This window comes from Tsuneonella mangrovi (assembly GCF_002269345.1).
Classification (GTDB): domain Bacteria; phylum Pseudomonadota; class Alphaproteobacteria; order Sphingomonadales; family Sphingomonadaceae; genus Tsuneonella; species Tsuneonella mangrovi.
This window is the reverse complement of sequence record NZ_CP022889.1, coordinates 2,299,500-2,325,625: the sequence shown is the minus strand read 5'-3', so window position 1 is coordinate 2,325,625 and position 26,126 is coordinate 2,299,500. Positions and strand designations below refer to the sequence as shown.

Below are 26,126 nucleotides of genomic sequence, written 5' to 3'. Positions count from 1 at the left end.
TGGGTGTCCCTCATCCTTTCCCGTCGAAGATAGTGTTGCCTTTCTGCAACACAAGGGGTGTCTCTACCAAGTGTGTTACTCGCATATAGGGGTCGGTTGCGCACCTGACAGTGGCACAGATCAAATTTCGGCAATTTCCCGTATTTTTCCTAGGCATTCGGTGCCGGACAAGGCATCGTCCGATCTCCGGGTCGAGCCGCAAGGGACAAGTAGACATGGAAATACCTGTCGAGGAAGCACCGCCAGACGGTCCGGTTGACCAACTCACTCCTCGACAGCGCCGTCAGGCGATCGTTGCTGCAACGCTGGGCAACGGCCTCGAATTCTACGACTTCGTCACATTCGCATTTTTCGCGATTCAGATCGGCCACACATTTTTCCCGTCCGAGAGCGCATTCCTCAGCCTGATGGGATCGCTCGCCACGTTCGGTGCAGGATTCATCACACGTCCGATCGGCGCCTTCTTCCTCGGCGGATATGCCGACAGGCATGGGCGCAAACCGGCCATGCTCATCAGCATGTCGATGATGGGGCTTGGGATTGCCTTGCTCGCGCTCACCCCCGGGTATGCCGCCATCGGCATCGCCGCACCAATCCTCGCAGTGATCGCGCGGCTGCTACAGGGCTTTGCGCTCGGCGGTGAAGTTGGCTCCGCGACCATCTACATGATGGAAAGCGCCAAAGATTTGCGGCGGGCCTACACCATGAGCTGGCAAGGCACGAGCCAGAATATTGCCGCGACTGCCGGTGCCGGCGTCGGGGTGATCCTGAGCATGGTGATGAGCGATGCGGAACTGTCGGCCTACGGCTGGCGGATTGCGCTCATGCTCGGCGTCACGATCGTACCGGTGGCGCTCTACATCCGCCGGACCCTGCCCGAGACGATCCATCAGGCCGATACCGCCGTGGTCGACGACAGCGAAGGCTTGCGCTCCTATCTTCGACCGGTCGTTTGCGGCCTCATCATCATCGGCAGCGGAACCATTGCGACCTATATCTTCAACTACATGGCCACTTATGGCCAGGACACGCTGGGCCTGTCTTCCACCCTTTCCCTGTTGGGCGAGTTCGCGAACAATGGCATCGGCATTGTTTCCATCATGATCGGCGGCCTTTTGAGCGACCGCTTCGGGCGCAAACTCTTGATGGTGTGGCCGCAATTGCTGTTTACGATCCTAGTCGTCCCGTGCTTCCTGTGGCTCACGACTTCGCGGGACACGACGAGCTTCATCGGCGCCAACCTCATCCTCTCGTTTTTCGCTGCAATGTCGTCAGGCGCGCTTTACGCGGCAATCAGCGAGAGCATCCCGAAAGCAGTGCGTGCCCGCGCCTTCGCTCTCGTCTATGCGTTGCCAGTGACCTTCCTTGGCGGTTCGACCCAGCTCGTCGTCACATGGATCCTCCACGTGACCGGTTCAGCAATGTCGATTGCGTGGTATCTGACCGTGGTTTCGCTACTCGGCCTGTTGGCAATGTTTGCGATGAAGGAGAGTGCACCGGTCAAGCTGCAGGCGGCAGCGAAAGGCTGACGGACGAAACGACAGACGGGTCGCCAAGGCCCGCATAAGAGAGGGGCCGCAGGTAGCATGAAGACATGGATCGTCCGCACGAGCTGGCTCGTGGTTGTGGTTGGCCTTACAGCCTTGATCGCGCTGATGACGTGGGAGCCGCTGGTGGCCACCCCGGGCAAAGCCCCGCCCCCGCACGCTTATCGCGCGGAGATCGTGCGCGACGAATTCGGCGTGCCGCACATCCATGGCCACACCGACGCAGATGTCGCCTACGGCGTCGCGATCGCGCATTCGCAGGACGATTTCTCTACCCTGCAAGACGTGCTGGCGATGACCCGCGGCCGCTACGGCGCGATTGCCGGCGAGGATGGCGCGAAGGTCGACTATGCCCTCGCCCTGCTCGACGCGCGCGGGACGGCCGACCGGCAGTACATGACGCTGCGGCCCGACACCCGCGCGCTGCTGGAGGCTTACGCCACCGGTCTCAACGACTATGCCAAGGCCCACCCGCGCGAGATCAAGCTGGCCAACCTGTTCCCGGTCGACGGGCGCGACATCGCCACCGGGTTCGCGCTGCGCCAGCCGTTCTTCTTCGGACTGGGCAACACGATTGGCCCGCTGGTGGCCGGGACGCCGCTACCGCTCGAACACGGCCCTGCGCTCGGCAACGCGCCCGCCAGCAGCCCCAAGCCTTCAGGTGAGCCCAACCTCAACGGATCGAACGCTTTCGCCGTCGCACCCGCGCGCTCAGGCGACGGAGTGACCCGCCTCGTCTCCAACAGCCACCAGCCGTGGACCGGCCCGGTGGCGTGGTACGAGCTGGTGGTCCAGAGCGATGAGGGCTGGCACTTCGCTGGAGCGACATTCCCCGGCAGCCCGTTCCCGTTCCTCGGCCACAACGAGGACCTCGGCTGGACCAACACCGTCAACAGCCCGGACATGACCGACATCTACAAGCTGGTGCTCAATGCCGATGGCACGAAATACCGGATGGACGGCAAGTGGTTGCCGCTCGAGAAGCGCAGCGTGCGCTTGCCGGTGCGTTTCGGCCCGCTCGTCCTGCCGATAGACAAGACAGTCTATGCCAGCATCCACGGACCGGTGATCGAGAACAAGAATGGCGCATTTGCGTTCCGCTACGGCGGGATGGGATCTATCGCCCAGCTAGACGCCTACTACGACCTCAACAAGGCGAAGACGTATGACCAATGGCACGCGATCCTTGCGCGCCACGCGATCCCGTCGACCAATTTCATCTACGCCGACAAGGCGGGCAACATCGCTTACTGGTACAACGCCTCGATCCCGTTACGGAAAGCAGGGCCGGACTGGCGCGGCGTGCTGCCGGGCGATCGCAGCGACCTGATCTGGCACAAACTCGTGCCATACGACAGCCTGCCGCACTACTTCGATCCGAAGTCGGGCTTCTTGTTCAATTCAAACAACACGCCGTTCCACGCAGCGGGCAAGCAGAGCGACCTGTCCCCCGATTCCGTGCCCCCACAGATGGGCGTCGAGCTGCGGATGACCAACCGCGCCCGGCGGGCAGAGAAACTGCTCGACGCGACCGACCCGATCGGTCCACTCGAGCTCAAGCGGATCAAGTACGACACGGGATGGGAGCGCGCGGGCTACGTCAGGCAAGTGCTCGACGCGATCGCGGCGCTCGACGTGAGGGACAACCCCCGCCTGGCGCAGGCGCAAAAGCTGATGGGCGAATGGGATCTAGACAGCGACGGCAAGGGTCCCGCGGATGCGTTGGCAGACCTCGTAATGTTCGAACCGATGGTCGCAAGCTACGATCGAGAACCCCTGCCGCCTGCGCGCGAACTGCTCGACCATGCAAGCGCACATCTGCTGAAGTACTTCGGGCGGCTCGATCCCCCATTGTCCGACGTGCTGCGGATCCGGCGCGGCCCTGGACCTTACGCGGTCGACCTGCCGATGGACGGTGGCAGCGACACCTTGCGCGCGGCGACCAGCTGGAATGTCGGCGATGACGGGCGGCTGGCAGTCAAGCACGGCGACAGCTTCATCATGTTCGTCGAATGGGCACCCGGAAAACCGGTGTCGTCGCAATCGATCGTTCCGTTTGGCGCAGCGACGACTCGGCCCGACAACGTGCATTTCACCGACCAGGCGGCGCTGTTCAGCCAGCACAAACTTAAGCCGGTGCACTTCTTTTGGGCAGACGTGGAGAAATATGCCGTTGATCCGAAAGTATATTCCCACCAGCGCTGATCGTTTCACCGACCAAAAGCAACGCTTCACCGCACATGCAAATATTCGTGTTCGTTAATTTCGAACACACAAATCGTCCTTCATTTTGAAATTTTCGAATTGCCTACAGTATCTTAAGTAACAAAATACGATTGGTGAATTGCTCTGCAAGGACGCTCGCCGGTGTGCCAATTTGGGCGGGGGTGCGGATACTGCCCTATTGATTTATTTCGAAAAAAGGGTCCACCTTGTTTGCAGCGGCTATGGGGCTGCTCACATAAAGCAAGGGGACTCGCGTAATGAGACTCACGTCGTTCGCCCGCACAGCACTCGCTGTCGCGGCTGCACTTACCTGTGTCGGAACTGCACCTGTCATACCGACGGCAATGGCCAATCCGGTCAATCCGGCCTTTGGACCGATCCGGTTCCACCAGGCTCCGCCGAGCCAGCGGATCCGCATCGAACCCAACCAGATCAGGGAAAACCCGGGCCAGCCGTTCGCTTCGTGGTACGGCTATTCGAGCTTTCCGGAATTCACCGCCGTGCAGAAGCGGATGATCGCGCAATCGCTCAATGCCAAAAGCACCGGGGGGAGTGCCAAAGGCAAGCCCGGCGGTGGTGGCGGCGGTGGCGGCGGTGGCGGCGGAACCGCTACGATCCCCTACTGGACCGGCAGCATCACTTCGCCGACCGACGGCAATACCTATAATCTCTCGATGGTCGGCGCGGACCCATTCTCCCTCCCGAACACTTCGACCACAGTCACCTATGTCCCGATCATTCTCGTCGCGACCATGGGCAAGAACGTCTACGATCCGACCAAGCCGTCCGCTTGCGGTGACACGGTTTCTGTCGCAGATCGCTTCTTCAATTCGCCGCTGTTCCAGAACGCGAATTTCAACTCGAACGGCTTCAACTACAACGACCAGCTGGCCAGCGCATTCCAGCGGGCCAATTTCGCTTCCGTCGTCGGTAGCGGGTACGGCGTTCGCCTTTCGCCATCGGTCGCAACACCGATCGTGGTCAACGTCTCGCTGCGCGGCCAGACTTACAACGTGAGCTGCCCGAACGGCACGAAGACGACTCTTGGCGCGGTGAGCATCAACACGTTCGACAGCACTATCCAGTCGATCATCGCGCAATATGCGACGCCGACGCAGCTGCCGATCGTGCTGAGCTACAACATCGTCGAATCGCAGAACGGCCAGTGCTGCATCCTCGGCTATCACAACGCGATTGCCGTCAGCGGCGGTGTGCAGACTTACGCCACCGGCGCGTACGTCGATCCCGGAATTTTCTCCGGTACATCCGACATCAGCGTGTGGAGCCACGAGATCACCGAATGGCTCGACGATCCTTTCGTCCAGGCATCGGTAGCCGGTGGCGGCAGTTATGACCTGACCCCTTCGTGGGGCCATGTTGGCCAGGTGAGCGGTTGCCAGAACAACCTCGAAGTGGGCGATCCGCTGTCGGGCACCAGCTTCCCGGTTGCCGGCAATGGCTACACCTACAACACGCAGGATCTGGCATTCATGGACTGGTTCTATCGCACGGCGTCAAGAGGATCCGGGGGCCAGTATTCGTTCCTAGGCACCTTCGGCGCAGCAAGCCTCCAGGGCATTTGCTGACCAGTCCGGCCTGACCGGATAGCCAGCGGCGGGGCAGCAATCTGCTGTCCCGCCGTGCTTGGTTCTTGCGGTTAGCCTTGCGCTTCTCCAAAGTCCGACGATGCTGATGCAATCCCGCCCCATTCCGGCGTTGCTGGTCGCTTTGCTGGCCAGTCTCCTGATCCTTGTCGCCACCGCTGCAGATGCCCAGCCCAGCCAGGTGCTCGTCTCGCAGGCCAAGCTGGTCGATGGTGGAGCGGACGAAACCCGGCTGACGCTCGATGTCGAAGGCATCCTGCCAGTCTTTACGCTCGCCACAAACGATGGACCACGCGTCGAACTCGTCCTTGCTGACGCTCGGCGCGGGGGCGGAGCGACACTGGCAAACACCGAGACCGCGCTGGTGCGCGACGTCGAATTTCATCAGGACGGCCGTAATCTGAGAGTGATCGTCACCGGCAAGACCGGGCTCCACGCCGCGACCGTTGCCGAAAACGCCCACCGCGTCTCGCTGATCCTGACGCCGACCGAACCGCTCAAAAGCAATTCCGTAACCAGCAATGACAATGGTCCAGCCCAGGCTGCAGCTACGCCTCCGCCCGGTCTCAACTGGGGCGACCATTACGAGCTGGTGCCGCTCAAATATGCGGACGTCAGCGAAGTAGTCGGCATGCTGACCCAGGGCTCGACGGTCAAACCGAACGACACGTTCATCCCGCGCGAACCGGCGTTCGGTTCCAACAGCCTCACCGGCAACAACTATTCGAGCAACTTCCAGCCGCAGCAAAGCGACAATTCGGACCAGCCGCTAGGCGAATCTGTCAACGATTCGATCGCGATCGACCGCCGCCTCAACGCGGTATGGTTGCGGGGCACCCCCGAGCACATCGCCGAGCTCAAGGCGATGATCAAGAAGATCGACGTGCCGGTCGACAGCGTGATCCTCGAAACCGAACTGGTCGAACTGACCGAGACCGGGGCCAAGGCAGTCGGGATCGATTTCACCAACGCCAGCGGCCAGATCGCGGTCGCCACGCTCCAGTCGGGACAATACATTCCCTACGGCATTCCGCCGAGCGACGGTGGCCACCAGAACGATGCATTCCAGGTCGTCGGGGGCCACCTGACCAGCACCTCGCTCCAGGCGGCGATCTACGCGCAGGTTTCCAAGGGCAACGGCAAGATCGTCTCGCGCCCGCGGATCTCCGCACAAAGCGGATCGACCGCCAAGATCATCACCGGCGACGCGCTGCCGATCCTCACCGCGATCACCCTGTCGGGCGTCAACGGGGTTTCGCAGCAGGTGCAATACGTCAACGTCGGCGTCACGCTGCAGATCGCTCCGCGTGTGAGTTCGGACGGGTACGTGACCAGCCACGTGTTCTGCGTGGTCTCGAGCGTCTCGGGCTTCTCGCAAGGCTATCCCACGATCAGCCAGCGCGAGGCCGAAACCTCCGCTTCGGTGCGCGACGGCGAGAGCTTCATCATCGGTGGGCTGACGCAGGATTCGACCCTGACCACCAAGACCAAGATCCCGCTGCTGGGCGACATCCCGGTGCTCGGGCAAGCGTTCCGCACCGACAAGAAGACCACCTCTCGAACCGAGCTCTACATCGTCGTCACGCCGCACGTGGTCCGCCACGGCGCGCGCGGGATCACCGCCGCCTCGATCCCGGCTCCGGTGCGTGCCGAGCTACCCGCCGCAGCAGTTCCACAAGGTCAGTAACCTCGACCCTCCTCACCTGCATGGCGGGATATGTCGTTCGTCGAAAAGCGGTGCCCCGCGCGCAGCTCTCGCCTAGTCTGCGCGCTGGACTAAAATCGCTTCATGAATTGGGGACCTCTCATGAACTTCCGTATCGCCCGCCGTTCGGCGGCCACCAGCCTACTCGCGCTTTCGCTTGCCACCGTCTACGCTGCACCGGCCCTTGCCGCCGATGCGCCCGCTGACGACCACTCGACACTGGCCAGCGCGCCCGCACCGGCGCCGGTTTCGCAGCTGATCGACGCGGTCTCGATCCCCTACGAAAGCTTCAAGCTCGACAACGGCCTGACCGTGCTGGTCCACACCGACCATGCCGCACCGGTCGTGGCGGTTTCGGTGTGGTACGGGGTCGGATCGAAGAACGAGCCCAAGGGCAAGACCGGCTTTGCGCACTTGTTCGAGCACCTGATGTTCAACGGCAGCGAGCACGCGCCGGGCGACTTCTTCGAACCGCTGCAGCAGGTGGGCGCGACCGACTTCAACGGCACCACCTGGTTCGACCGAACGAACTATTTCGAGACCGTTCCGACCGCCGCGCTCGATACCGCGCTGTTCCTCGAAAGCGACCGCATGGGCTACCTGCTCGGCGCAGTCACGCAGGACAAGCTCGATAACCAGATCGGCGTGGTCCAGAACGAGAAGCGCCAAGGCGACAACCAGCCCTACGGTCTTGTCGAATACGAGGAGCTGGAGAACCTCTACCCCGTCGGACACCCCTATCATCACTCGACGATCGGCTCGATGAAAGACCTCTCGGGCGCGACGCTGAGCGACGTGAAGGGGTGGTTCAAGGACCACTACGGCTCGAACAATGCGATCCTCGTGCTGGCGGGCGACGTCGATCTCGCGACGGCGAAGGAGAAGGTCATCAAGTGGTTCGGCGCGATCCCAGCCGGCCCGAAGGTAGAGCCGGTGAGCGCACCGGTGCCGACCCTGCCCGCAACGCTCGACAAGACGATCTACGACAAGATCGCCACCCCGCGGGTCTATCGCATGTGGGCGATCCCCGGGCTCGACAACCCCGACTATATCCCGCTCACGATGGGCGCGACCGTGCTCGGCGGGCTCGCCAGCTCGCGGCTCGACGACGCGCTGGTGCGCCAGCAACAAGTCGCCGTGCGGGTTTCGGCCAGCGCCGACATCTTCGCGCAGGCCGGTCAGTTCGTGATCTATGCCGACGCGAAGCCCGGCGTGAGCGAAGAGGAACTGGGCAAGGCACTGGATGCCGAAATCGCCAAGTTTATCGCCAACGGTCCGACCGCCGACGAGCTCCAGCGCGCGACCACGGTTTATGCCGCCAGCCAGATCCGCGGGCTCGACCACCTCGGCGGGTTCAACGGCAAGGCCCCGACGCTCGCGCAGGGGCTGCTCTACAACGGGGATCCCGCACACTACAAAGCCGAGCTGGAGGCCGCCGCCGCGCTGACCCCGGCAAAGGTCAAGGCGATTACCGCCGAATACCTCAAGCGCCCGGCATTCGAGCTGACGATCGAGCCCGGCACCCGCAAGGCGGGCGGCGAGGATCGCGGCGGTTGGGGCCCGGCCCCGCTGGCGGGTGCCAACGGCAAGAACGTACCCGCGCGCCATCCGGCCTATTTCATGGCTCCAGATAGCGAAGCCGGTGTTGCCTTCGCCAGCGAAGCGGAGCGGTCGAAGGTCCCCGAAATCGGCCAGATCAAGCCGCTGCAATTCCCCAAGATCGAGCGCGCGACGCTGTCCAACGGGATGCAGGTGTTCTTCGCCCGCCGCGATGCCGTGCCAGCAGTAACGGTGAAGGTCGATTTCGACGCCGGTTATGCGGCCGATCCGCGCGACAAGCTGGGCCTTCAATCGCTGATGCTGCAGGCGATGGACGAAGGCACCACCGACCTCGACCCGACCCAGCTGGCGATCGCCAAGGAGCGGCTCGGCGCGACGCTCGACGGCTATGCCAACCTCGACCAGACCAGCTTCGGGCTCAACGCGCTCGCGCCGAACCTTGCCGCCTCGTTCGACCTTCTGGCGGACTATATCCGCCACCCGGCGTTCCGCGAAAGCGACCTTGAACGTGTCCGCACCCAGCAACTCACGCGGATCAGGAACGAACTCAACAATCCCGGCGCGATCGCGCAGCGGGCGCTGATGCCGCTCATCTACGGCGACCATCCCTACGGCATCCCGCCGAGCGGATCGGGCGATCCTGATGTCGTCGCCAAGCTGACTCGCGCAGACCTGATGCAGTTCCACGACACCTGGCTGCGGCCAGACCGCGCGAAGGTATTCGTCGTGGGCGACACCACGCTGGCAGAGGTTACAAAGTTGCTCGAGGCGAGTTTCGGCAGCTGGCAGAATCCCGCCGGCCCTGCTCCGGCCAAGGACTTCACCGCCACGATCCCGCAGCAGAAGAGCCGCGTGATCCTGATCGATCGCCCTGCTTCGCCGCAGTCGGTGATCTATGCCGGACGCGTGCTGCCCGAGAAGGGAACCGACGACCTTGTGGTGCTCGATGCCGCCAACGAGGTGTTCGGCGGCAGCTTCCTCAGCCGGATCAACATGGACATTCGCGAGACGAAGGGCTGGTCCTACGGTGTGCGCAGCACGATCTCGCAGCCGGTCGACCTCGCGACCTTCACGATATACGCCCCGGTCCAGGCCGACCGCACCGGCGATTCGATCGTCGCGCTGCGCAAGGACCTCGATGCCTATACCAACCTCGGCGAAGGGGTGACTGCGGAAGAGCTGACCCGGCTCGTCAACGGCAACGTGCGCGAATTGCCCGGGCGGTTCGAAACCTCGCGCGGCGTGCTCAATGGCATGGTCAACATCATCGAGAAGAACCGCGCTGACGATTATTACGAGACGCTCGGCGCGAAATATGCCGCACTCACCGCTAGTCAGCTCGATGCCGCGGCGAAGGCCGACCTCAAGGGCAGCGACCTGGTGTTTGTGGTGGTCGGCGATGCCAAGAAGGTCGCCCCGCAACTTGAGCAGCTCGGCCTGCCGGTCGAAGTGCGCGAGCCTGCCGGTAGCGACAGCGGTGTTGACAGCCATGTCAGCAAGGGCGATTGACCGCGGGCAACCAAGCCCGGTTTCGAGAGGAGAAATGCGATGTCCGTTGGCGGCACCTACGATTGCGTAACCAAGAGCCCGATGGGTGACCAGAAGAGTACCTTCACCGTTGTCGACAACGGTGACGGCACCTTTTCCGGCAGCAACGCCGGTACGCTTGGCTCGATGGACGTCGAGGACGGCAAGATCGACGGCAACACGCTGACCTGGACGATGAACATGACCGTGCCGATGCCGATGAAGCTCGAAGGCACTGCGACCGTCGATGGCGACACGCTGACCGGCGAAATCAAGGCCGGTGCATTTGGCTCGATGGCGATGAACGGCACGCGCCAGGGCTAAGCAAGCCTAATAGGATCACCGAAGGGGGCGTCGGGAGCGATCCCGGCGCCCTTTCGTATGTCGTCAGGAAGCCTTCGGCGCGGCTCGCATCCTCCGGGCCAGTCGGGTGCCGTATTCGCGCGCGGGGTGCTCGATCCAGCGATAGGTGCCCAGCGCGATCAGGTATGTCCCGCCGATCGTCGCCAGCGCGACCAGCGCCGCCCTTCCCGCGCCACCCATGCCGAGCGACGCGCAAAGCGCCGCCGAGCCGTAGAGCGGGATCATGTGGACGAGATAGGTCGAATACGAAATCTCGCCCTGGTGAGCGAGCGCCTGTCCGCCCAGCAGCCGCGCCAGCGGACGCAGTGGCGCGGGTTCCCACAGCGATGCCGCCAGCACCAAGCCGATGATCGCCAGCGGCAGCACTTCCCACGGTCCGTCCTGCCAGACAGCGCCCGCTGCGAGCGCCATTGCAGCAGCAAGCCACCGGCCGCGCGCGTTGCCGCCGCTGGCCTTGCTCGCGCAGATGCCGACGCCGAACAGCAGCAGTTTGTTGCCGATGAACCCGGCAGAGAAATACGGGCCGATCGCAACCAGTACTGCGCTCCCCACCGCCAGCAGCGCGATCCGGTCCCACTTGCGAAGCGCCCACATCGCCAGCGGCGCGAGCAGGTAGAACTGCATCTCGAGCGAGATGCTCCACGCCTGCCCGAGGATCGTGAACGCCGCTTCCGGTAGAACGCGATGCGGCACTAGCCCCTGCGCCAGCGGCAAATGCACCGCCATGTGCGCCGGCAGGTTGGCGAGCGCCAGGCGGACCAGCTCGATCCGGTCGAGGTTACGCGCGGTCGCCGGCAGCGCTTCCCACGCTGCAAGCTGCACCGGCAGCAGCGCGGCGGACACCAGCAGCACCGCGAGGTAGAGCGGCGCAATGCGGAACGCGCGCCGGGTGATATAGGGCAAGAACGGTTCGCTGCGCCGGTCGATCAGGCCCGCAATCACGAATCCCGACAGGACAATGAACACCTCGACCGCGAGGCCGTTGCGGTCGACCACCGGCAGCTGCCAGTCGAGCGCCAGCGACAGGTGGCCGAGCACCACCCACCACGCCATCACCCCGCGCAGCCCTTCGAGCGGGAGGATCTTGCTGGTGGGCGCGCTGGCGGTCAGCCCAGTTTGTCCTTGAGGATCTGGTTGACCACCGCCGGGTTCGCCTTGCCCTGCATCGCCTTCATCGTCTGGCCGACGAAAAAGCCGAACAGTTTGTCTTTCCCGCGGCGGTATTCCTCGACCTTGTCGGCGTTGGCAGCGATGATCGCGTCGATCGCGACCTCGATCGCGCCGGTGTCGCTGACCTGCTTGAGGCCCTCGGTATCGGCGATTTCAGCGGGTTCGCGGCCGGTCTTGAGGACGATCTCGTAGATCTCCTTGGCCTGACCGCCGCTGATTTCGCCCGCGTCCTGCATCTTGAGGATAGCAGCGCTGGCGGCGGCGGTGTTGTGATCGAGGTTGGCCTCGTCACCCAGCGCGTTGATCACGCCCGGGGCGACCGACAACGTCCAGTTGGCGACCTGCGTAGCGATATCCTGTTCGCTTTTGCCCAGCGCGCAAGACGCCACGTCGAGCAGTTCCTCGAAGCGCTTGAAACCTTCAACTTCGGCGGTCAGCTGGGTGGCATTGTATTCGCTGAGGCCCAGCCCCTCGACATAGCGGCGCTTTTTCGCGTCGGGCAGTTCGGGCAGGCTTTCGCGGCATTCGACTAGGAAGTCGTCGTCGAGGTCGAGCGGCAGCAAGTCGGGATCGGGGAAATAGCGGTAATCGTGCGCGTCTTCCTTCGATCGCATCGAGCGCGTTTCGTTGCGGTCGGGATCGTAGAGCCGGGTTTCCTGCACCACCGTGCCGCCGTCCTCGATCAGGTCGACCTGGCGGCGCGCTTCCTGCTCGATCACCGCCATCACGAAGCGGACCGAGTTGACGTTCTTGGTCTCGGTGCGGGTGCCGAATTCCTCGCCCGGCTTGCGCACGCTGACGTTGACGTCGGCACGCATCGAGCCCTGCTCCATGTTGCCATCGCAACTGCCGACGTAGCGCAGGATCGAGCGCAGTTTGCGGATGTATGCCCCGGCCTCGGCAGGCGAGCGCATATCGGGGCGGCTGACGATTTCCATCAGCGCCACGCCGCTGCGGTTGAGATCGACGTAGGACATCGAAGGATGCTGGTCGTGCATCAGCTTGCCCGCGTCCTGTTCGACATGGATGCGCTCGATGCCGATGCGCTTGTCTTCGGGGATCCCGGCCTTCTCGTCGGCCTCGATCAGCAGCGAGCCCTCACCCACCAGCGGGTGGTAGAGCTGGCTGATCTGGTAACCCTGCGGCAGGTCGGCGTAGAAGTAATTCTTGCGGTCGAACCGGCTCCACTTGTTGATCTGCGCTTCGATCGCCATGCCCGTGCGCACCGCCTGGCGGATGCACTCGCGGTTGGGCACCGGCAGCATCCCGGGCATCGCCGCATCGACGAGCGAGACCTGGCTGTTCGGCTCCGCCCCGAACGCGGTCGACGCGCCCGAAAACAGCTTGGCGTTCGAGGTGACCTGCGCGTGGACCTCGAGGCCGATCACGACCTCCCATTCGCCCGTCGCGCCGTGGATGCGGTAAGTGCTCACCACCATTTCTCCGGTCTTGCGGCAAAGCCCGCGCGGTGTTCGATCGCCAATCCTGCGTTGAGCACGCCCTGTTCGTCGAACGCCTTGCCGATGACCTGCAGGCCGAGCGGCAGGCCGTTCTTGGTAAGCCCGGCGGGCACGCTCATCGCGGGCAGCCCGGCGAGGCTTGCCGGCACGGCGAACACGTCATTGAGGTACATCGCCAGCGGATCGTCGGCCTTGTCGCCCAGCGGGAAGCTGGGGGTCGGCGTGGTCGGCGCAAGGATCACGTCGCAATGCTCGAACGCGGCCTTGAAATCCTGGCTGATCAGCGTGCGGACGCGCTGCGCCTGGTTGTAATATGCGTCATAGAAGCCCGCGCTCAGCACATAAGTGCCGATTAGGATGCGGCGCTTGACCTCGTCGCCGAATCCTTCGGCGCGGGTCGCGGCGTACATTTCCTGCAGGTTCGCGCCTTCGGGCAAGTCGCGCAGGCCGTAACGCACGCCGTCGTAGCGCGCGAGGTTGGATGAGGCTTCGGCAGGCGCGACGATGTAATAGGCGGGCAACGCATACTTGGTGTGCGGCAAGCTCACCTCGACCACTTCAGCCCCGGCGTCCTTCAGCCAGGCGATCCCGTTGTCCCACGATTCGAGGATTTCGGGGTCGGTCCCTTCCATCCGGTATTCTTTCGGGATGCCTACCCGGCGACCGCTCATGTCGGCATCGAGCCCGTCTTCCCATGCGGGTACGGTAAGGTTGAGCGAAGTCGAATCCTTCGGATCGAACCCGGCCATCGCTTCCAGCATGATCGCGCAGTCGGTAACGTCGCGCGCCATCGGCCCGGCCTGGTCGAGGCTGGAGGCGAACGCGACGATGCCCCAGCGGCTGCATCGGCCATAGGTCGGCTTGATCCCGGTAATGCCAGTGAACGCGGCCGGCTGGCGGATCGATCCGCCGGTGTCGGTACCGGTCGCCGCCGGGCACAGCCGCGCGGCCACCGCAGCCGAGCTGCCGCCCGAGGAACCGCCTGGCGCGAGCGCGGCATTGCCGCCCTTTGTGCGCCACGGGTTGACGACATTGCCGAAAAAGCTCGTCTCGTTCGACGAACCCATCGCGAACTGGTCCATGTTGAGCTTGCCGAGCATCCCCGCGCCCGCCTTCCACAGGTTGGCGGAGACAGTGCTTTCGTACTGCGGGGTAAACCCTTCGAGGATATGGCTCGCGGCGGTGGTCTGCGTCCCTTCCGTGGCGAACAGGTCCTTCATGCCGATCGGCACCCCGGCCATGTTGCCCAGCTGCTCGCCCCTGGCGCGCGCGGCATCGACCGCATCGGCGGCTTCGAGCGCCTTTTCAGGGGTCGCGACGATGAATGCGTTGAGCGCATCCTGCGCGGCGGCGACGTTGGCGTTGAACGCCTCGGCCACTTCGCGCGCGGAAAACTCGCCCCTGGCAACCCCGTCGCGGATCGCCTTGACGCCCAGGTCTGTCAGTTCGGTCATGTCTATTCGATCACCTTGGGAACGCCGAAGAAGCCGTGTTCTGCGGCCGGGGCGTTGGCCAGCACCTTGTCGCGGATGCCGCCACCGGTCAGCGGGTCGGCATCGATCACGTCGTCGCGCAGGCGCTGGTGGTTGGGGATCACCGCGGTCATCGGCTCGACGCCGCTGGTATCTACCTCGCCGAGTTGTTCGACCCAGGCGAGGATACCGTTGAATTCGGGGACCATGCGGTCGAGCGCGGCGTCATCCATCCGGATGCGCGCGAGACTGGCGATTTTCGCCACGGTTTCTCTGTCTACGGACATGCCTGCCCGTTAGCGGCGGGCGGGCATCGCTTCAAGCGGTTCAGTCGTCGTCGAGCGGACGATCGAGCGGTTTTCCGTCGACGAAGATGTAGCGCTTCTGCACATCGCGGATTTCGACCTTGCTGCCTGCCTTCAGGCTGGGGCCTTCGTACGCTTTCGCAGCCAACACCTTCGACGGCTCCTTCGCAACGACTGGCAAGGTTACCTGCACAAAGTCGACCCCCTGAACAATTGCGACGATACGCTTGCCATCGTTGGCCTTGCCAGTCTCGATCGCGACGCAATTCACGTTGCAGGACCACGGGTTGGTCCGCAGGTAATCGCGCACCAGCTTTTCCAGTGCAGGATCGGCTGGCTGCACACGCAGGGTAAAGTTGCTCGCCTCTCTCGGAGTAAAGTAGCGATAGGGTCGCCTCTTTTGCGCTTGCGCTTCCTTTGCGAATTTCGCGACATCACCCTTGCCATCGGCCAGCTTTACGAGAGCGCGGCGTCCAGCGTCGCCGAAATCCCACCGCAGCGCAGTGTAATCGAAATCGTCCGCGCTGACTTTGCCGCTTTCGAGCCGCGCGACCTGGTTGCTGGCCGAAACCGCCCCGAAATCGAGGATCGGCAATGCGAGCAGGAGGGCGATCACGCTGATCCCGGCTGCAAGGTGGAGGTTCGCATCGCGCAGTCGGTCCATCCACTTGCCGCCCTTCCATCCGCGCACCACCGCGACCAACCATGCAAGGCCGTAGGCGCAGGCAACAGCAATCGAGACGAGGCCCCACAGGCGCTCGGGCGAAAGGCCGTGCTGCGCCACCCGTGTGCCGAGCGAAACGGCAGCGAACACCGTCAGCGGGAAGACGCAAAGCGCGAGCACCAGCCCGGCGATGCGCAGCAATCGGTTGCCGCTTGCCTCCTCGTCCGAGTCGCGCACGATCGCGTTGGCGAGCACCCATGCGCCCGCCGCGCAGCTCAGCAGGATCGGCGTAGCGCTGCGGGTTGCTTCCCACAGCACATCTGGCCCCGAAACGATCATCGCTAGCAGGAACACCGCCAGCCCCAATGCCATCGGCACCCCGAGGATCGAAAGCACCACCATTACCACACGTTGGAGTGTGCCGAGTATCTTCAACTCGTTGCGCAATACCCCCAGCGCCGCGCCAAAGGTCGCGCCCGACCATGTCCAGCCGAACCAGTCCTCGCGCATCAGGTCGCGCAGGAATTCGATCTTGAGCAGGAGGAACAGCTGGCTCAGCAGCGCGAGCGCGATCCACGCCGCGCCGACGAACGCCAGTGCCCCGGCGCCGCTGATGGCATCGTTCCACGCCACATTGTGGAGTGCGCGGTAGGGCGTGCGAAAGCGCAGCCGATGGAACCCTGCCTGGTAGAGCGGCAGCGCAAGGCCCGTCGCGATCACCCCGGCCATGAAGCCGAATTGCGGGTCGGCATAGGCGTCTCCGCCCCCGACCGCGCGCCAGGCAAGCCCCGCCATCACAACGCCCGCGCCAAGCGCAAACGCCAGCGGACCCTTCCAGCGCTCGCGCTCGACGAGGAACGCGAACGCGATCGGTCCAAAGAACAGGAACGCGATCAGGGCAGCGCGCCAGCCGACCTTGGTGCCCGGCCCGTCGCCGTCTCCGGCAAAGTGGATCAGCAGCCCCGCGAGCGCAAGCAGCACGCCCAGCACCCACGGGCGCAGCGCCCAGTCGGAATGCGGCTGCCCGCCGGTGTCGGTATCGGTCATTCGGCTCTCCCCAAGAGGGGAAAGCTTACCAGTGTGAGGCTGTTAGCGCGAGAGGTCGCGTGGCAGGGCTACTGCCCGGCTGCTCCGACACCGCCCTGTTGCTTCTGCGCCTGCATCATCTGCTGGATCGCCGCTACACGCCGGTCGAAGTCGGCCTTACTCATGATATCGACCACGGTCATGTCGAACGTCAGGTTCGCATTCGGCGGGATCGGTGCGCCCTGCGGCGGCGTTGCGCCATAGGCGAGGTCGGACGGGATGTAGAGCTCGTAATGTCCGCCCTTCTGCATCCGCTCGAGGCCCTGCTGGAACCCTTTGATCGTCTCGCCTTCGCCCATGAACATCGGCGATCCATCGGGGAAGATGCCCTTCACGAACGGCGGAAGCGGGCGCGACTGGTCGAACACCTTCCCGTCGTCGAGCTTGCCGGTGTACTGCACGAACACCACGTCGTCTGTCGTCGGGTGCGGGCCGGACCCGGCCGTCAGCGTTTCAAGGTGGATACCCTTGGGTGCCGCCGCCCAGGCGACCCCAGCCGCGACCAGCACGGCCACGATGATGCCCAGCCACAGCTTGGTGAGCGAGCCCTTGGCGATGGGCTGGAGCGGAACGCGGGTGACTTCGGTCATGGGTGGTCCTGGCTTTTCTTTTGGCGACCCCTGAAACGACAAGGGGCGCGGATTGCTCCGCGCCCCGATGCCTTATCGTTGCCGTGGGTTCAAGCCAATTGGCTTACTTGATCCCGTCGCGCTCCATCCGCTTGCGCTCCATCTTGCGGGCGCGGCGGACAGCGGCGGCCTTTTCGCGGGCGCGCTTTTCGCTCGGCTTTTCGTAATGGCGACGCAGCTTCATCTCGCGATACACCCCCTCGCGCTGCAGCTTCTTCTTGAGCGCGCGCAGGGCCTGGTCGACGTTGTTATCGCGAACGATGATCTGCATAAAACTAAAACACCTCACAGCAAATGGCGCAAAACCCGCGTCCGGCGCGGGGTAACGCCTTTGTAATTCAACGAGAAACGATCCGCATCCGTTCCCGGAGCGGTTCGAACAGGGGGCGCATAGCGACAGATTCGCCGGTTTGCAAGGTTTTGCAGGAGGTTTGCAGCACGCGCGCAGGCCGCTAAGGGCGCGAGGATGAGCATTCCCTCCCCCTTCACTGCCACCGCCTTCGTCTTCGCCGGAGGCGGCACCGGCGCTGTCATGCGGTACCAGCTGGGCCGGTTCATGACCCATTGGCTCGGCCCCAACGTGGTCACTGCGTTTCCGTGGGCGACGCTGGCGGCGAACGTGCTCGGCAGCCTCGCGATGGGACTGCTCGCGGGATACCTCGCGCGCCACGGCAGCCACGGGGAGAGCTGGCGGCTGTTCATCGGGGTCGGCCTGCTCGGCGGGTTCACGACCTTCTCCAGCTTCAGTCTCGAGACGATGCTGCTGATCGAACGCGGCCAGCCGATGACCGCGGTGACTTACGCGGCCGTGTCGGTGCTCGCGGGCGTGACCGGGCTCTATCTCGGCCTGATCACCATGCGGGTCGTGGGATGACGCAAACCGATACGTCCGAGGTACGCCAGTTCACGGTCGCGCCCGACGACGACGGGGTGCGGCTCGACCGGTGGTTCAAGCGCCACTTGCCGCAGGTGGGTTTCGGCACCGTCAGTCGCTGGGCGCGCACCGGGCAGGTGCGGGTCGACGGCAAGCGTGCCCGGCCCGAGGACCGGCTCGCCGCAGGGCAGGTGCTGCGCGTGCCACCCGGAGGCGAAGCCCCGCACCGCAAGCCGCGCCAGCGCAAGGAATTGAGTGCGGAGCAGGTCGAAGAAGCGCAAGCGATGGTGATCGAGCAGACCCGCTCGGCGATCGTGCTCAACAAGCCGCCCGGGCTCGCCACGCAAGGCGGCACCAAGACGCACAATCACGTCGACGGGCTGCTCGACGCATTCGTATCGGGCGACGAACCGCGCCCGCGGCTGGTCCACCGGCTCGACAAGGATACCAGCGGCGTGCTGCTGGTCGCGCGCACCCCGGGCAGCGCGGCGTTCTTCTCCAAGCGGTTTTCCGGTCGCAGCGCGAAGAAGGTCTATTGGGCGCTCGTCGTGGGTCGCCCCGAGGTCACCGAAGGCATGATCGACGCGCCGCTCGCCAAACAGCCGGGCACCGGCGGCGAGAAGATGCACGTCGACGAGGAAGGCGGCCAGCCGGCCAAGACCCGCTACCGCGTGGTCGACCGCGCGGGCAACAAGGCCGCGTGGGTCGAGCTGGAGCCGCTGACCGGGCGCACCCACCAGCTTCGCGCGCACATGGCGGCGATCGGTCACCCGATCGTGGGCGACGGCAAGTATGGCGGGCAGCAAGCGTTCCTCACCGGCAGCGTCAGCCGCAAGATGCACCTGCACGCGCGCCGCCTGATCATCGACAATCCCGAAGGCGGAAAGCTCGACGTGACCGCTCAGCTGCCCGAGCATTTCGCCGCAACGATGGAGCAGATGGGTTTCGACGAGGCGCTGTCCGATGCCGCACCGACCGAAGGTCCGCCCGAACGCACCAAAGAACAGAAGAAACAGGCCGCGCGCCAGCACGCCAAGCAGGTCCGCAAATCGAAGCCCGCACGGCGCGGGCGCGGCGCGGCCCGCAAGGCACCTGCCAAGGGCAAGCGTTGATGCATCCCAACCCCGCCTTCCGCAGCGAGGACCGCGCCCTGCTCGAAGCGTTGATCGACGAGATCGGCTTCGGGATGGTGTTCCTGACCACGCCCGACGGCCCGCGCGTGGCGCATACCCCGCTGCTCTCGACCGGCGACGGCGCGGTGCAGTTCCATCTGGCGCGCGGCAACGCGATGGCCAAGCACCTCGACGGCGAGACCGCGCTGATCACGATCAACGGGCCCGACGCCTACGTCTCCCCCCGCTGGTATGCCGAGCGCGGCACAGTGCCGACGTGGGACTACGTTGCGCTCGAGCTGGAGGGCCGCGTGCGGCGGATGGCGTCGGAGGGGCTCGAAGGGTTGCTCCACGCGCTCATCCTGCGCCACGAAGGGCGGCTCGGCGGCGAGCAATGGAGCGCCGACGAGACCCCACCCGACATATGGCGCAAGCTGCTCGGCGCGATCGTCGGCTACGAGATGGAAGTGCTCGCCTGGCGGCCCACGCTCAAGCTTTCGCAGAACAAGACCGCCGAAGACCGCGCGGCGATTGCCGACGGGCTGGAGGCCAACGGCAGCCCGGCCCTCGCCCAGTTGATCCGGACGCTGGCAAAGTGACCCGGCTGGCGGTGTTCGATTGCGACGGCACGCTCGTCGACGGACAGGCCGCCGTGTGCGACGCGATGGACACCGCCTTCGCCGAAGCGGGCCTGCCCGCGCCCGACCGGGGCCGGGTGCGCCGCATCGTCGGCCTCAGCCTGCCGCAAGCGATCCGCAGCCTTGCCCCCGATGCCGACCCGATGAAGCAATCCGCTGCGGTCGAGGCCTACAAGGCTGCCTATCGCGCCACCCGCGAGGCGGGCCGGCTGGAAGAGCCGCTGTTCGCCGGGATGGAGCCGCTGCTCCGATCGCTTCACGCGGATGGCTGGCAGCTCGCGGTCGCCACCGGCAAGTCCGACCGGGGCTTGACCGCATGCCTTGCCTCGCACGGGATCGCAGAGCTGTTCGTCTCGCTTCAGACCGCCGACCGCCACCCGTCGAAGCCGCACCCGGCGATGCTCGAGGCGGCGCTGCTTGAAGCGGGCGCGCAGGCAAGCGAAGCGGTGATGATCGGCGACACCAGCTTCGATATCGAGATGGCCCGCGCCGCCGGGGTGCGCGCGATCGGGGTGGCGTGGGGCTATCACGATCCGGCCGAACTGACCCGCGCAGGGGCCGCCGCGATTGCCGCCGACTGCGCCGAATTGGGGGATTTGCTGCAATGAGCCAGGAAGACGACGACAAGGCCCGCGCGCGGTTCTTCGCGATCAACGCCATCCGCGTCAGCGGCGTGGCGCTGGTGGTGATCGGGTTGCTGGTCAACGAAGGTGTGATCGACCTGCCCAAGATGGTCGCTTACGTGTTCATCCCGCTCGGCCTGTTCGATACGTTCGTGATGCCGCAAGTGCTGGCGCGCAGGTGGCGGACCCCGCCCGAATGAAACGCTTCTGGAAAGAGGTCTCGCTTGGCGAGGTCGACGGCGGGTGGCAGGTCGCGCTCGACGGACGTCCGGTCCGCACGCAAGGCGGCAAACCGCAGGTCGTGGCGAATAAGGCGTTAGCCGAGCTACTGGCGGGCGAATGGCGCGCGGCGGGCGAGGAGATCGGCGCGGCGGACTTCCCGCTGCGCGACATCGCCGACTACGCGATCGATGTGGTCGCCGGCGACCGCGAAGCGATCGCGAACAAGCTGCTCGCTTACGCCGAGACCGATACGCTCTGCTACCGTGCGGACCCAGACGCGCCGCTGCTCCAACGCCAACAGGCGGTGTGGGAACCGATCGTGGCCGCATTCGAAGCGCGCGAAGGCGTGCGTATGGTGCGGGTGAGCGGGATCGTCCACCACCCGCAGCCGCAAGCGACGCTGGACGCCTTGCGCAAGCGGCTCGAAGCACTCGATCCGCTGGTGCTGGCCCCGCTCGAAGCGATGACCTCGCTCAGCGCATCGCTCACCATCGGCCTTTCGGCGCTGGAGCCCGATGCCGACCTCGAGGCACTGTGGGCGGCAGCCGAACTCGAGGAACGCTGGCAGGCCGAGCTGTGGGGCGAGGACGAGGAAGCCGCCGCCCGCCACGCCCGCCGCACCGCTGCGTTCATGCAGGCGGCGCAATTCGCACGGGCGGCCGGGGCGGACTAACGCTCGCGACCTAGTGGCTGTGGTCGGGCGCGGCGAACAGGATCAGCTCGACCGCTTCATCGCCCTTAACGTAGCCATCGTGACCCGGCGGGATCTCGAAGAAGTCGCCCGGTTTGATCTCGGTCTCCTCACCGCTGCCGGTCATCCGCACGACGAGGGTGCCGGCAATGCAAAAGCCGGTGTGGTGGGTCGGGCAGGCGTCGGGGCACCCGATCAGCGGCTTCTCGTCCTTTTCCCAGGTCCAGCCCGGTGCGAACACCGCGTGCATTCCGGCGTTGCCGGTGCCCATCTGGACCACCGAAATGCCGCCCGCGGCCTTCATGTCCAGCCTGTCATCCGGCGTTTCGAACCGGCGGACTTCGATCGACTGTGTCATCGCAAATTCTCCCCATTGATGGCCATTCCGGCCCGACGGGAACGATCTAGGTCACGCAGGACAGCGATGCTTGAAGGTTGTCTGGAGATATCGTGAATTCGCAAGTCGGGCCATGGTCCGCAATGGGGTGGTTACTTGCCATTCAGTTCATGCTCACCCTGACGTGCGGTATCGTGGTCAGGAACCGAGGCAGTGGCCGAGACCACTTCCGTATCCCGATGCTTGTTCCTGTCTTCTATGATCAGAGGAAGGTGTTCCTTGTAAGCTTTGCCAAAAATGCAGTTCAGTTCGCTTGTTGAATATGGATCCAGAGCAAACTCGGTGAAGTTTGGGCCGTCAAACACCGTCGATGAATTGAATTTCGTTACGCCGCACTCCCGCACGGCCCGCGCAGCGATAAGATTGTTGTCGGCAACTCCCTCGTTCGACATTGAGTCCCAATCTTTGTCTCGTGCGTTGGGCGGCTCATAGACAATCACGACAAGGTCCGTTCCGAAACGCTTGGAAAGCACATAGGTAGACAAGGTGGAGATTGCTCCAGCAACACCCGCTCCAACTGCAAACCAGACAAGTGCCGATCGATTCACAACTGGCCCCCCAACATTTGTGATCCACCTGACTTAAATCTAATGCGTCCGCAATCGGGTCGATAGCAGACAGGCAGCTTTGCTCCCAGGGTAGCCGCCCTACCCCACCCAATCGGCGACTTCGGCAGCGACCTTGTTGGCCGCTTCGTTGAGCGCCGCGCCGACCGGGCCGGCATCGGGGGAAGCAACGGGCACTTCGGAGGTGAAGCGGCGCGTCTGCACATCCTTGCCGTGCACGTCGAGGATCGCGTCGTAGGTCACCACCGCCTGCTGCGACTGCGCGTCGTAGCCGAATTCGGTCAGGGTCCCGCGCAACTGGTTGGCCGGGGTGATCGCGGGAATGTCGCTGTCGATCACGACCTTGCCGGTCTTCGCGCGGATCGTCTCGCCGAGCAGGTGGCGGAACAGCCGGGCGGGCTGGTCGACCCACTGCGCGCCCTTGAGATAGGCAATGCTGGTCGCGTCGACCTGCACCGGCACGCGGGTGACCGCAAGCTTGGCCGCTGCCTCGGGCTCGGCCACCGCCAACGCCTGCGCGGCGCTGCCGCTGATCGTCGCCCCGGCGGGCGCGAGCGTAACGGGGGTTAGCGTCAGCAGGCTTGCGGGCGGCTTTGCCCCGCCGAGGCTGACGCACCCGGCCAGCAGCAACGCCGGAGCGAACGCGGCGACGAGGCGGGCGATGCGGCTGGTCATGGGCGAGTTCCTCACGTGGGCCATCCTCTATTGCGGCTTGTAGTCGGGCAGTTGCTTGCCGCTGATCAGGCTGCCGGCACCCTGCTGCTTGAGCTGTTCGGTCATCTCGCGCAGCGCCTTGCTGGTCTTGCGCAGGTCCTGCAGCGTGGCATCGGCGGCGGGCAACGTGCTTTCGGACAGCTCGCGCGCGGCGGGCTGGGTGTCGTTGAGCGTGGCGGTGAGCGCCTTTGATGCCTCGTCGGCCGACTTGAGCGTCTTGCGCAGCTGGTCGGCGAGGTTCTCGCCGTCCTTGTTCACCAGGTTGTTGGTCGAATTCATCACCGTCTGGAACGAATCGAGCGCTTCGCTGCCCTGCCGCAAGGTCACCTGCAGTTCGGCCAGCGTCCGCTTCACGTCGGGGGTGGCGCTGGCAAGGTCGGCGCTCATCTTGTTGGTGTTGGCGAGGATTCCGGCGATCGAGGCCTGGTTCTTGTCCGACAACAGCTCGGTCAGCCGCTCTGTCAGCGTCGCCAGCCGTTCGAGGAGCAGCGGCGCGTTGGCGAGCAGTTCGCTGAACCCGCCGGGCTTGGGCGGGATCACCGGAACGCCTTCGGGGCACGCGGTGGTGTCGCAATCGATCGGCGGAGCGCCGTTGCGCGCACCGTCGAGCAGGATCGTCGAAACCCCGGTGAACGAGCCCTGGATCGTCGCGGTAGTGCCGACGAGGATCGGCACGTCGTCGTCGATCTTGATCCGCACGCGGACGAATTCGGGATCCTTGTGCCACAGCTGGATCTGGCTGACCTGGCCCGAGGGAACGCCGGCGAAGCTGACCTCCGACCCCTTGGCAAGGCCGGCGACCGACTGCTTGAAGAAAATGTCGTAATCCTTCTGGCTGCCCTTGTTGATTCCGGCGAGCCAGACGAAGAACACCGCCACAGCTGCGAGCAGGAACAGGGTGACCGCCCCGACCCAGATATGATTGGCCCGTGTTTCCATTGGGTCCTTCCTATGCCCGCTTGTCCGGGGCGCTGTCCATCGCTTTGCCGTTTTCGCGAGCGCGCACGTGGCTGGCCTTCGCCGCGCGACCGCGCGGACCGTTGAAGTATTCCTCGATCCACGGATGGTCGCTTTCGATAAGCTCGGGGATCGTGCCGATCGCGATCACCCGCCTGTCGGCCAGCACTGCCACCCGGTCGCAAATCTCGTAAAGCGTATCGAGGTCGTGGGTGATGAGGAATACAGTCAGGCCCAGCGTATCGGCCAGCTCGCGGGTCAGCCGATCGAACGCCGCCGCGCCGATCGGGTCGAGCCCGGCGGTCGGCTCGTCGAGGAACAGCAGTTCGGGGTCGAGCGCCAGCGCCCGCGCAAGGCCGGCGCGCTTCTTCATGCCTCCCGAAAGCTCCGCCGGATACTTCGCCGTGGCGTCGCCCGGCAGGCCCGAAAGCATCACCTTGAAGCGGGCGATCTCGTCGAGCAGGCCGGGCTCGATATCGGGAAAGAACTGTTTGATCGGGACCTGCACGTTCTCGCCCACCGTCAAGGTCGAGAACAGCGCCCCGCCCTGGAACAGCACGCCCCAGCGGTCGCGCAGGCCCAGAACCTCATCGGGGGCGTGGCCGGTGATCGACTGGCCGAACACTTCGATCTCGCCTTCGTCGGGAATCTGCAGCCCGATGATCGAGCGCATCAGCACCGACTTGCCGGTGCCCGAGCCGCCGACCACCCCGAGGATCTCTCCCCGGCGGACCTTGAGCGACAAGTTCTCGTGGACCACCTGCTCGCCGAACCTGTTGGTCAGCCCTTCAACGATGATCGGGTATTCGCCGCGAAACCGCGCGTGTGCCCTCCCCTCGTGCGGCTGTACGGTGGCTTCTTGCGCGGTCATCACGACCACCCGATCTGGGTGAAGAACACCGCGAAGAACGCATCGAGCACGATCACCACGAAGATGCCAATCACCACCGCCTTGGTCGTGCGGCGGCCGACGTCTTCGGAGTTGCCCTCGACCTGCATCCCCTGGAAGCAGCCCGTCAGCCCCACGATCAGGCCGAACACCGGTGCCTTGATCATCCCGACATAGAAATCGGTGATCGGCACCACTTCCTTGATTCGTATCAGGAAAGTGGTGAACGGCATGCCCAGCGAGACGTCGGACACGGTCGCCCCGCCAATGATCGCGACGACCGACGAATAAAAGCCCAGCAGGACCATCATCAGCGTTACCGCCATGACCCGCGGGACGATCAGCGCTTCCATCGGCGAAATGCCGATCGTGCGCATCGCGTCGATCTCTTCGGTCAGCTTCATCGTGCCGAGCTGTGCGGCAAACGCCGAGCCGGAGCGGCCCGCGACCATGATCGCGGTCATCAGCACGCCCAGCTCGCGCAGGGTAATCCGCCCGACGAGGTTTACGGTGAGCGATTCGGCGCCGAATTGCTCGAGCTGCACTGCCCCCTGCTGCGCAATGACGATCCCGATGAGGAAGCTCATCAGGCCGATGATCCCGAGTGCGTTGACCCCGACAAGCTCGAACTGGCGAACCAGCGCGGTCACCCGGAAACGGCTGGGATGGCGGAGCAAAGAACCCATCGCCATCACGAACCCGCCGAGGAACGAGAGGGCGTAAAGCACCCCGTCGAACCCCGCGAACACCTTTTCGCCCACGGTGGCGAACACCTGCTGGAAGAACGGCGGCTGCTCGGGCAGTTCTTTCGCTTCTTCGGCAATGCCATGCAATGCGCCCATCAAGCGCTTGGCGCGGTTGCTCGCACCAACGACTTCGCTGCTGGTCACCCGAGCGAGGTCCATCACCACCCACGCGCCGACAGTGTCGATTTCCTCGACCCCCGACAGGTCGATCGCCGCATACGGCCCGACCAGCGCGCGCAGGTCCTGGTCGATCGCGCCGATCGTCGAGACAAGGTAGGCGCCGCGCAGCACCAGCCGTTGGCCGCGCTCGCCCTCCTCGATGGAAAATTCTGCCCCGTCGTTCATGTGGATACGCGTATGAGGGCAAATCGGCGGCGCG

Annotated in this window: 25 protein-coding genes; 12 read left to right on the top strand and 13 right to left on the bottom strand. The window is 64.6% G+C overall.

The window, feature by feature from the left end:
• Window positions 1–215: 215 nt before the first annotated feature.
• From CJO11_RS11295 to CJO11_RS11270, 6 genes are all read left to right on the top strand, one after another.
• Window positions 216–1,529, top strand: coding sequence for an MFS transporter (locus tag CJO11_RS11295; protein ID WP_095012801.1), 1,314 nt, complete (start codon window positions 216–218; stop codon window positions 1,527–1,529).
• A 57-nt stretch (window positions 1,530–1,586) separates the two neighbouring features.
• On the top strand, window positions 1,587–3,752 hold the full coding sequence (locus CJO11_RS11290; protein WP_095012800.1) for a penicillin acylase family protein: 2,166 nt from the start codon (window positions 1,587–1,589) through the stop codon (window positions 3,750–3,752).
• 278 nt (window positions 3,753–4,030) lie between these two features.
• Window positions 4,031–5,359, top strand: coding sequence for a hypothetical protein (locus CJO11_RS11285; protein WP_150125022.1), 1,329 nt, complete (start codon window positions 4,031–4,033; stop codon window positions 5,357–5,359).
• A 100-nt stretch (window positions 5,360–5,459) separates the two neighbouring features.
• Window positions 5,460–7,064, top strand: coding sequence for a secretin N-terminal domain-containing protein (locus CJO11_RS11280; protein ID WP_095012798.1), 1,605 nt, complete (start codon window positions 5,460–5,462; stop codon window positions 7,062–7,064).
• A 120-nt stretch (window positions 7,065–7,184) separates the two neighbouring features.
• Window positions 7,185–10,151 carry a M16 family metallopeptidase gene (locus CJO11_RS11275; protein ID WP_240504477.1) on the top strand — a complete coding sequence of 989 codons (2,967 nt, stop codon included), beginning with the start codon at window positions 7,185–7,187 and terminating at the stop codon, window positions 10,149–10,151.
• A gap of 39 nt (window positions 10,152–10,190) precedes the next feature.
• The gene (locus CJO11_RS11270; protein ID WP_095012796.1) at window positions 10,191–10,493 is read left to right on the top strand and encodes a hypothetical protein; all 303 of its coding nucleotides are present in this window, start codon (window positions 10,191–10,193) and stop codon (window positions 10,491–10,493) included.
• Between the two features lie 63 nt (window positions 10,494–10,556).
• On the opposite strand, the gene CJO11_RS11265 is transcribed toward CJO11_RS11270, so the two are convergent.
• The 7 genes from CJO11_RS11265 to rpsU form a co-directional block, all read right to left on the bottom strand.
• Window positions 10,557–11,597 carry an acyltransferase family protein gene (locus CJO11_RS11265; protein WP_276271137.1) on the bottom strand — a complete coding sequence of 347 codons (1,041 nt, stop codon included), beginning with the start codon at window positions 11,595–11,597 and terminating at the stop codon, window positions 10,557–10,559.
• 41 nt (window positions 11,598–11,638) lie between these two features.
• Window positions 11,639–13,141 (bottom strand): Asp-tRNA(Asn)/Glu-tRNA(Gln) amidotransferase subunit GatB, encoded by a 1,503-nt coding sequence (gatB, locus tag CJO11_RS11260; RefSeq protein WP_205651068.1) that lies wholly within the window; start codon window positions 13,139–13,141, stop codon window positions 11,639–11,641.
• Window positions 13,132–14,616, bottom strand: coding sequence for an Asp-tRNA(Asn)/Glu-tRNA(Gln) amidotransferase subunit GatA (gene gatA / locus CJO11_RS11255; protein WP_095012794.1), 1,485 nt, complete (start codon window positions 14,614–14,616; stop codon window positions 13,132–13,134). The genes gatB and gatA overlap by 10 nt, the downstream gene beginning before the upstream one ends.
• A 2-nt stretch (window positions 14,617–14,618) precedes the next feature.
• A complete protein-coding gene (gene gatC, locus CJO11_RS11250; RefSeq protein WP_095012793.1) occupies window positions 14,619–14,921 on the bottom strand; it encodes an Asp-tRNA(Asn)/Glu-tRNA(Gln) amidotransferase subunit GatC in 303 nt (100 codons plus the stop codon).
• A 40-nt stretch (window positions 14,922–14,961) separates the two neighbouring features.
• On the bottom strand, window positions 14,962–16,650 hold the full coding sequence (locus CJO11_RS11245) for a DUF4153 domain-containing protein (RefSeq protein WP_095012792.1): 1,689 nt from the start codon (window positions 16,648–16,650) through the stop codon (window positions 14,962–14,964).
• Window positions 16,651–16,718: 68 nt separating this feature from the next.
• Window positions 16,719–17,279, bottom strand: a complete 561-nt coding sequence (locus tag CJO11_RS11240) for an FKBP-type peptidyl-prolyl cis-trans isomerase (protein ID WP_095012791.1) — start codon at window positions 17,277–17,279, stop codon at window positions 16,719–16,721.
• 103 nt (window positions 17,280–17,382) lie between these two features.
• Window positions 17,383–17,589 carry a 30S ribosomal protein S21 gene (gene rpsU, locus CJO11_RS11235; RefSeq protein WP_095012790.1) on the bottom strand — a complete coding sequence of 69 codons (207 nt, stop codon included), beginning with the start codon at window positions 17,587–17,589 and terminating at the stop codon, window positions 17,383–17,385.
• Window positions 17,590–17,784: 195 nt separating this feature from the next.
• Between rpsU and crcB the strand changes: the two genes are divergently transcribed.
• From crcB to CJO11_RS11205, 6 genes are read left to right on the top strand one after another with little or no spacing between them, the layout of a single operon-like run.
• On the top strand, window positions 17,785–18,192 hold the full coding sequence (gene crcB / locus CJO11_RS11230; RefSeq protein ID WP_095012789.1) for a fluoride efflux transporter CrcB: 408 nt from the start codon (window positions 17,785–17,787) through the stop codon (window positions 18,190–18,192).
• Window positions 18,189–19,304, top strand: a complete 1,116-nt coding sequence (locus tag CJO11_RS11225; protein ID WP_095012788.1) for an RluA family pseudouridine synthase — start codon at window positions 18,189–18,191, stop codon at window positions 19,302–19,304. The genes crcB and CJO11_RS11225 overlap by 4 nt, the downstream gene beginning before the upstream one ends.
• Window positions 19,304–19,903, top strand: a complete 600-nt coding sequence (locus tag CJO11_RS11220) for an FMN-binding negative transcriptional regulator (RefSeq protein WP_095012787.1) — start codon at window positions 19,304–19,306, stop codon at window positions 19,901–19,903. The genes CJO11_RS11225 and CJO11_RS11220 overlap by 1 nt, the downstream gene beginning before the upstream one ends.
• Window positions 19,900–20,550, top strand: coding sequence for an HAD-IA family hydrolase (locus CJO11_RS11215; protein WP_095012786.1), 651 nt, complete (start codon window positions 19,900–19,902; stop codon window positions 20,548–20,550). The genes CJO11_RS11220 and CJO11_RS11215 overlap by 4 nt, the downstream gene beginning before the upstream one ends.
• On the top strand, window positions 20,547–20,765 hold the full coding sequence (locus tag CJO11_RS11210; RefSeq protein ID WP_095012785.1) for a hypothetical protein: 219 nt from the start codon (window positions 20,547–20,549) through the stop codon (window positions 20,763–20,765). Before CJO11_RS11215 ends, CJO11_RS11210 begins: the two co-directional genes overlap by 4 nt.
• Complete coding sequence (locus tag CJO11_RS11205; RefSeq protein WP_095012784.1) at window positions 20,762–21,460, top strand: ATP12 family chaperone protein; 699 nt, start codon at window positions 20,762–20,764, stop codon at window positions 21,458–21,460. The genes CJO11_RS11210 and CJO11_RS11205 overlap by 4 nt, the downstream gene beginning before the upstream one ends.
• 10 nt (window positions 21,461–21,470) lie before the next feature.
• On the opposite strand, the gene CJO11_RS11200 is transcribed toward CJO11_RS11205, so the two are convergent.
• The 6 genes from CJO11_RS11200 to CJO11_RS11175 form a co-directional block, all read right to left on the bottom strand.
• The gene (locus CJO11_RS11200) at window positions 21,471–21,836 is read right to left on the bottom strand and encodes a cupin domain-containing protein (RefSeq protein WP_095012783.1); all 366 of its coding nucleotides are present in this window, start codon (window positions 21,834–21,836) and stop codon (window positions 21,471–21,473) included.
• Between the two features lie 131 nt (window positions 21,837–21,967).
• Window positions 21,968–22,423, bottom strand: coding sequence for a hypothetical protein (locus tag CJO11_RS11195; RefSeq protein WP_150125021.1), 456 nt, complete (start codon window positions 22,421–22,423; stop codon window positions 21,968–21,970).
• A 99-nt stretch (window positions 22,424–22,522) separates the two neighbouring features.
• A complete protein-coding gene (locus CJO11_RS11190) occupies window positions 22,523–23,116 on the bottom strand; it encodes an ABC-type transport auxiliary lipoprotein family protein (RefSeq protein WP_095012781.1) in 594 nt (197 codons plus the stop codon).
• A 27-nt stretch (window positions 23,117–23,143) separates the two neighbouring features.
• Window positions 23,144–24,094, bottom strand: coding sequence for an MlaD family protein (locus CJO11_RS11185; protein ID WP_095012780.1), 951 nt, complete (start codon window positions 24,092–24,094; stop codon window positions 23,144–23,146).
• 10 nt (window positions 24,095–24,104) lie between these two features.
• Window positions 24,105–24,983, bottom strand: coding sequence for an ABC transporter ATP-binding protein (locus CJO11_RS11180; protein WP_095012779.1), 879 nt, complete (start codon window positions 24,981–24,983; stop codon window positions 24,105–24,107).
• Entirely contained in the window at window positions 24,983–26,092 is a 1,110-nt protein-coding gene (locus tag CJO11_RS11175; RefSeq protein WP_095012778.1) for an MlaE family ABC transporter permease, read from the bottom strand. Before CJO11_RS11175 ends, CJO11_RS11180 begins: the two co-directional genes overlap by 1 nt.
• Window positions 26,093–26,126 lie beyond the last annotated feature (34 nt).

Coding starts and splice junctions, on each gene's coding strand:
- CJO11_RS11295 (WP_095012801.1), top strand. CDS start 216: ATGGAAATACCTGTCGAGGAAGCACCGCCAGACGGTCCGGTTGACCAA.
- CJO11_RS11290 (WP_095012800.1), top strand. CDS start 1,587: ATGAAGACATGGATCGTCCGCACGAGCTGGCTCGTGGTTGTGGTTGGC.
- CJO11_RS11285 (WP_150125022.1), top strand. CDS start 4,031: ATGAGACTCACGTCGTTCGCCCGCACAGCACTCGCTGTCGCGGCTGCA.
- CJO11_RS11280 (WP_095012798.1), top strand. CDS start 5,460: ATGCTGATGCAATCCCGCCCCATTCCGGCGTTGCTGGTCGCTTTGCTG.
- CJO11_RS11275 (WP_240504477.1), top strand. CDS start 7,185: ATGAACTTCCGTATCGCCCGCCGTTCGGCGGCCACCAGCCTACTCGCG.
- CJO11_RS11270 (WP_095012796.1), top strand. CDS start 10,191: ATGTCCGTTGGCGGCACCTACGATTGCGTAACCAAGAGCCCGATGGGT.
- gatB (WP_205651068.1), bottom strand. CDS start 13,141: ATGGTGGTGAGCACTTACCGCATCCACGGCGCGACGGGCGAATGGGAG.
- gatA (WP_095012794.1), bottom strand. CDS start 14,616: ATGACCGAACTGACAGACCTGGGCGTCAAGGCGATCCGCGACGGGGTT.
- gatC (WP_095012793.1), bottom strand. CDS start 14,921: ATGTCCGTAGACAGAGAAACCGTGGCGAAAATCGCCAGTCTCGCGCGC.
- CJO11_RS11245 (WP_095012792.1), bottom strand. CDS start 16,650: ATGACCGATACCGACACCGGCGGGCAGCCGCATTCCGACTGGGCGCTG.
- CJO11_RS11240 (WP_095012791.1), bottom strand. CDS start 17,279: ATGACCGAAGTCACCCGCGTTCCGCTCCAGCCCATCGCCAAGGGCTCG.
- rpsU (WP_095012790.1), bottom strand. CDS start 17,589: ATGCAGATCATCGTTCGCGATAACAACGTCGACCAGGCCCTGCGCGCG.
- crcB (WP_095012789.1), top strand. CDS start 17,785: ATGAGCATTCCCTCCCCCTTCACTGCCACCGCCTTCGTCTTCGCCGGA.
- CJO11_RS11225 (WP_095012788.1), top strand. CDS start 18,189: ATGACGCAAACCGATACGTCCGAGGTACGCCAGTTCACGGTCGCGCCC.
- CJO11_RS11220 (WP_095012787.1), top strand. CDS start 19,304: ATGCATCCCAACCCCGCCTTCCGCAGCGAGGACCGCGCCCTGCTCGAA.
- CJO11_RS11210 (WP_095012785.1), top strand. CDS start 20,547: ATGAGCCAGGAAGACGACGACAAGGCCCGCGCGCGGTTCTTCGCGATC.
- CJO11_RS11205 (WP_095012784.1), top strand. CDS start 20,762: ATGAAACGCTTCTGGAAAGAGGTCTCGCTTGGCGAGGTCGACGGCGGG.
- CJO11_RS11200 (WP_095012783.1), bottom strand. CDS start 21,836: ATGACACAGTCGATCGAAGTCCGCCGGTTCGAAACGCCGGATGACAGG.
- CJO11_RS11190 (WP_095012781.1), bottom strand. CDS start 23,116: ATGACCAGCCGCATCGCCCGCCTCGTCGCCGCGTTCGCTCCGGCGTTG.
- CJO11_RS11185 (WP_095012780.1), bottom strand. CDS start 24,094: ATGGAAACACGGGCCAATCATATCTGGGTCGGGGCGGTCACCCTGTTC.
- CJO11_RS11180 (WP_095012779.1), bottom strand. CDS start 24,983: ATGACCGCGCAAGAAGCCACCGTACAGCCGCACGAGGGGAGGGCACAC.
- CJO11_RS11175 (WP_095012778.1), bottom strand. CDS start 26,092: ATGAACGACGGGGCAGAATTTTCCATCGAGGAGGGCGAGCGCGGCCAA.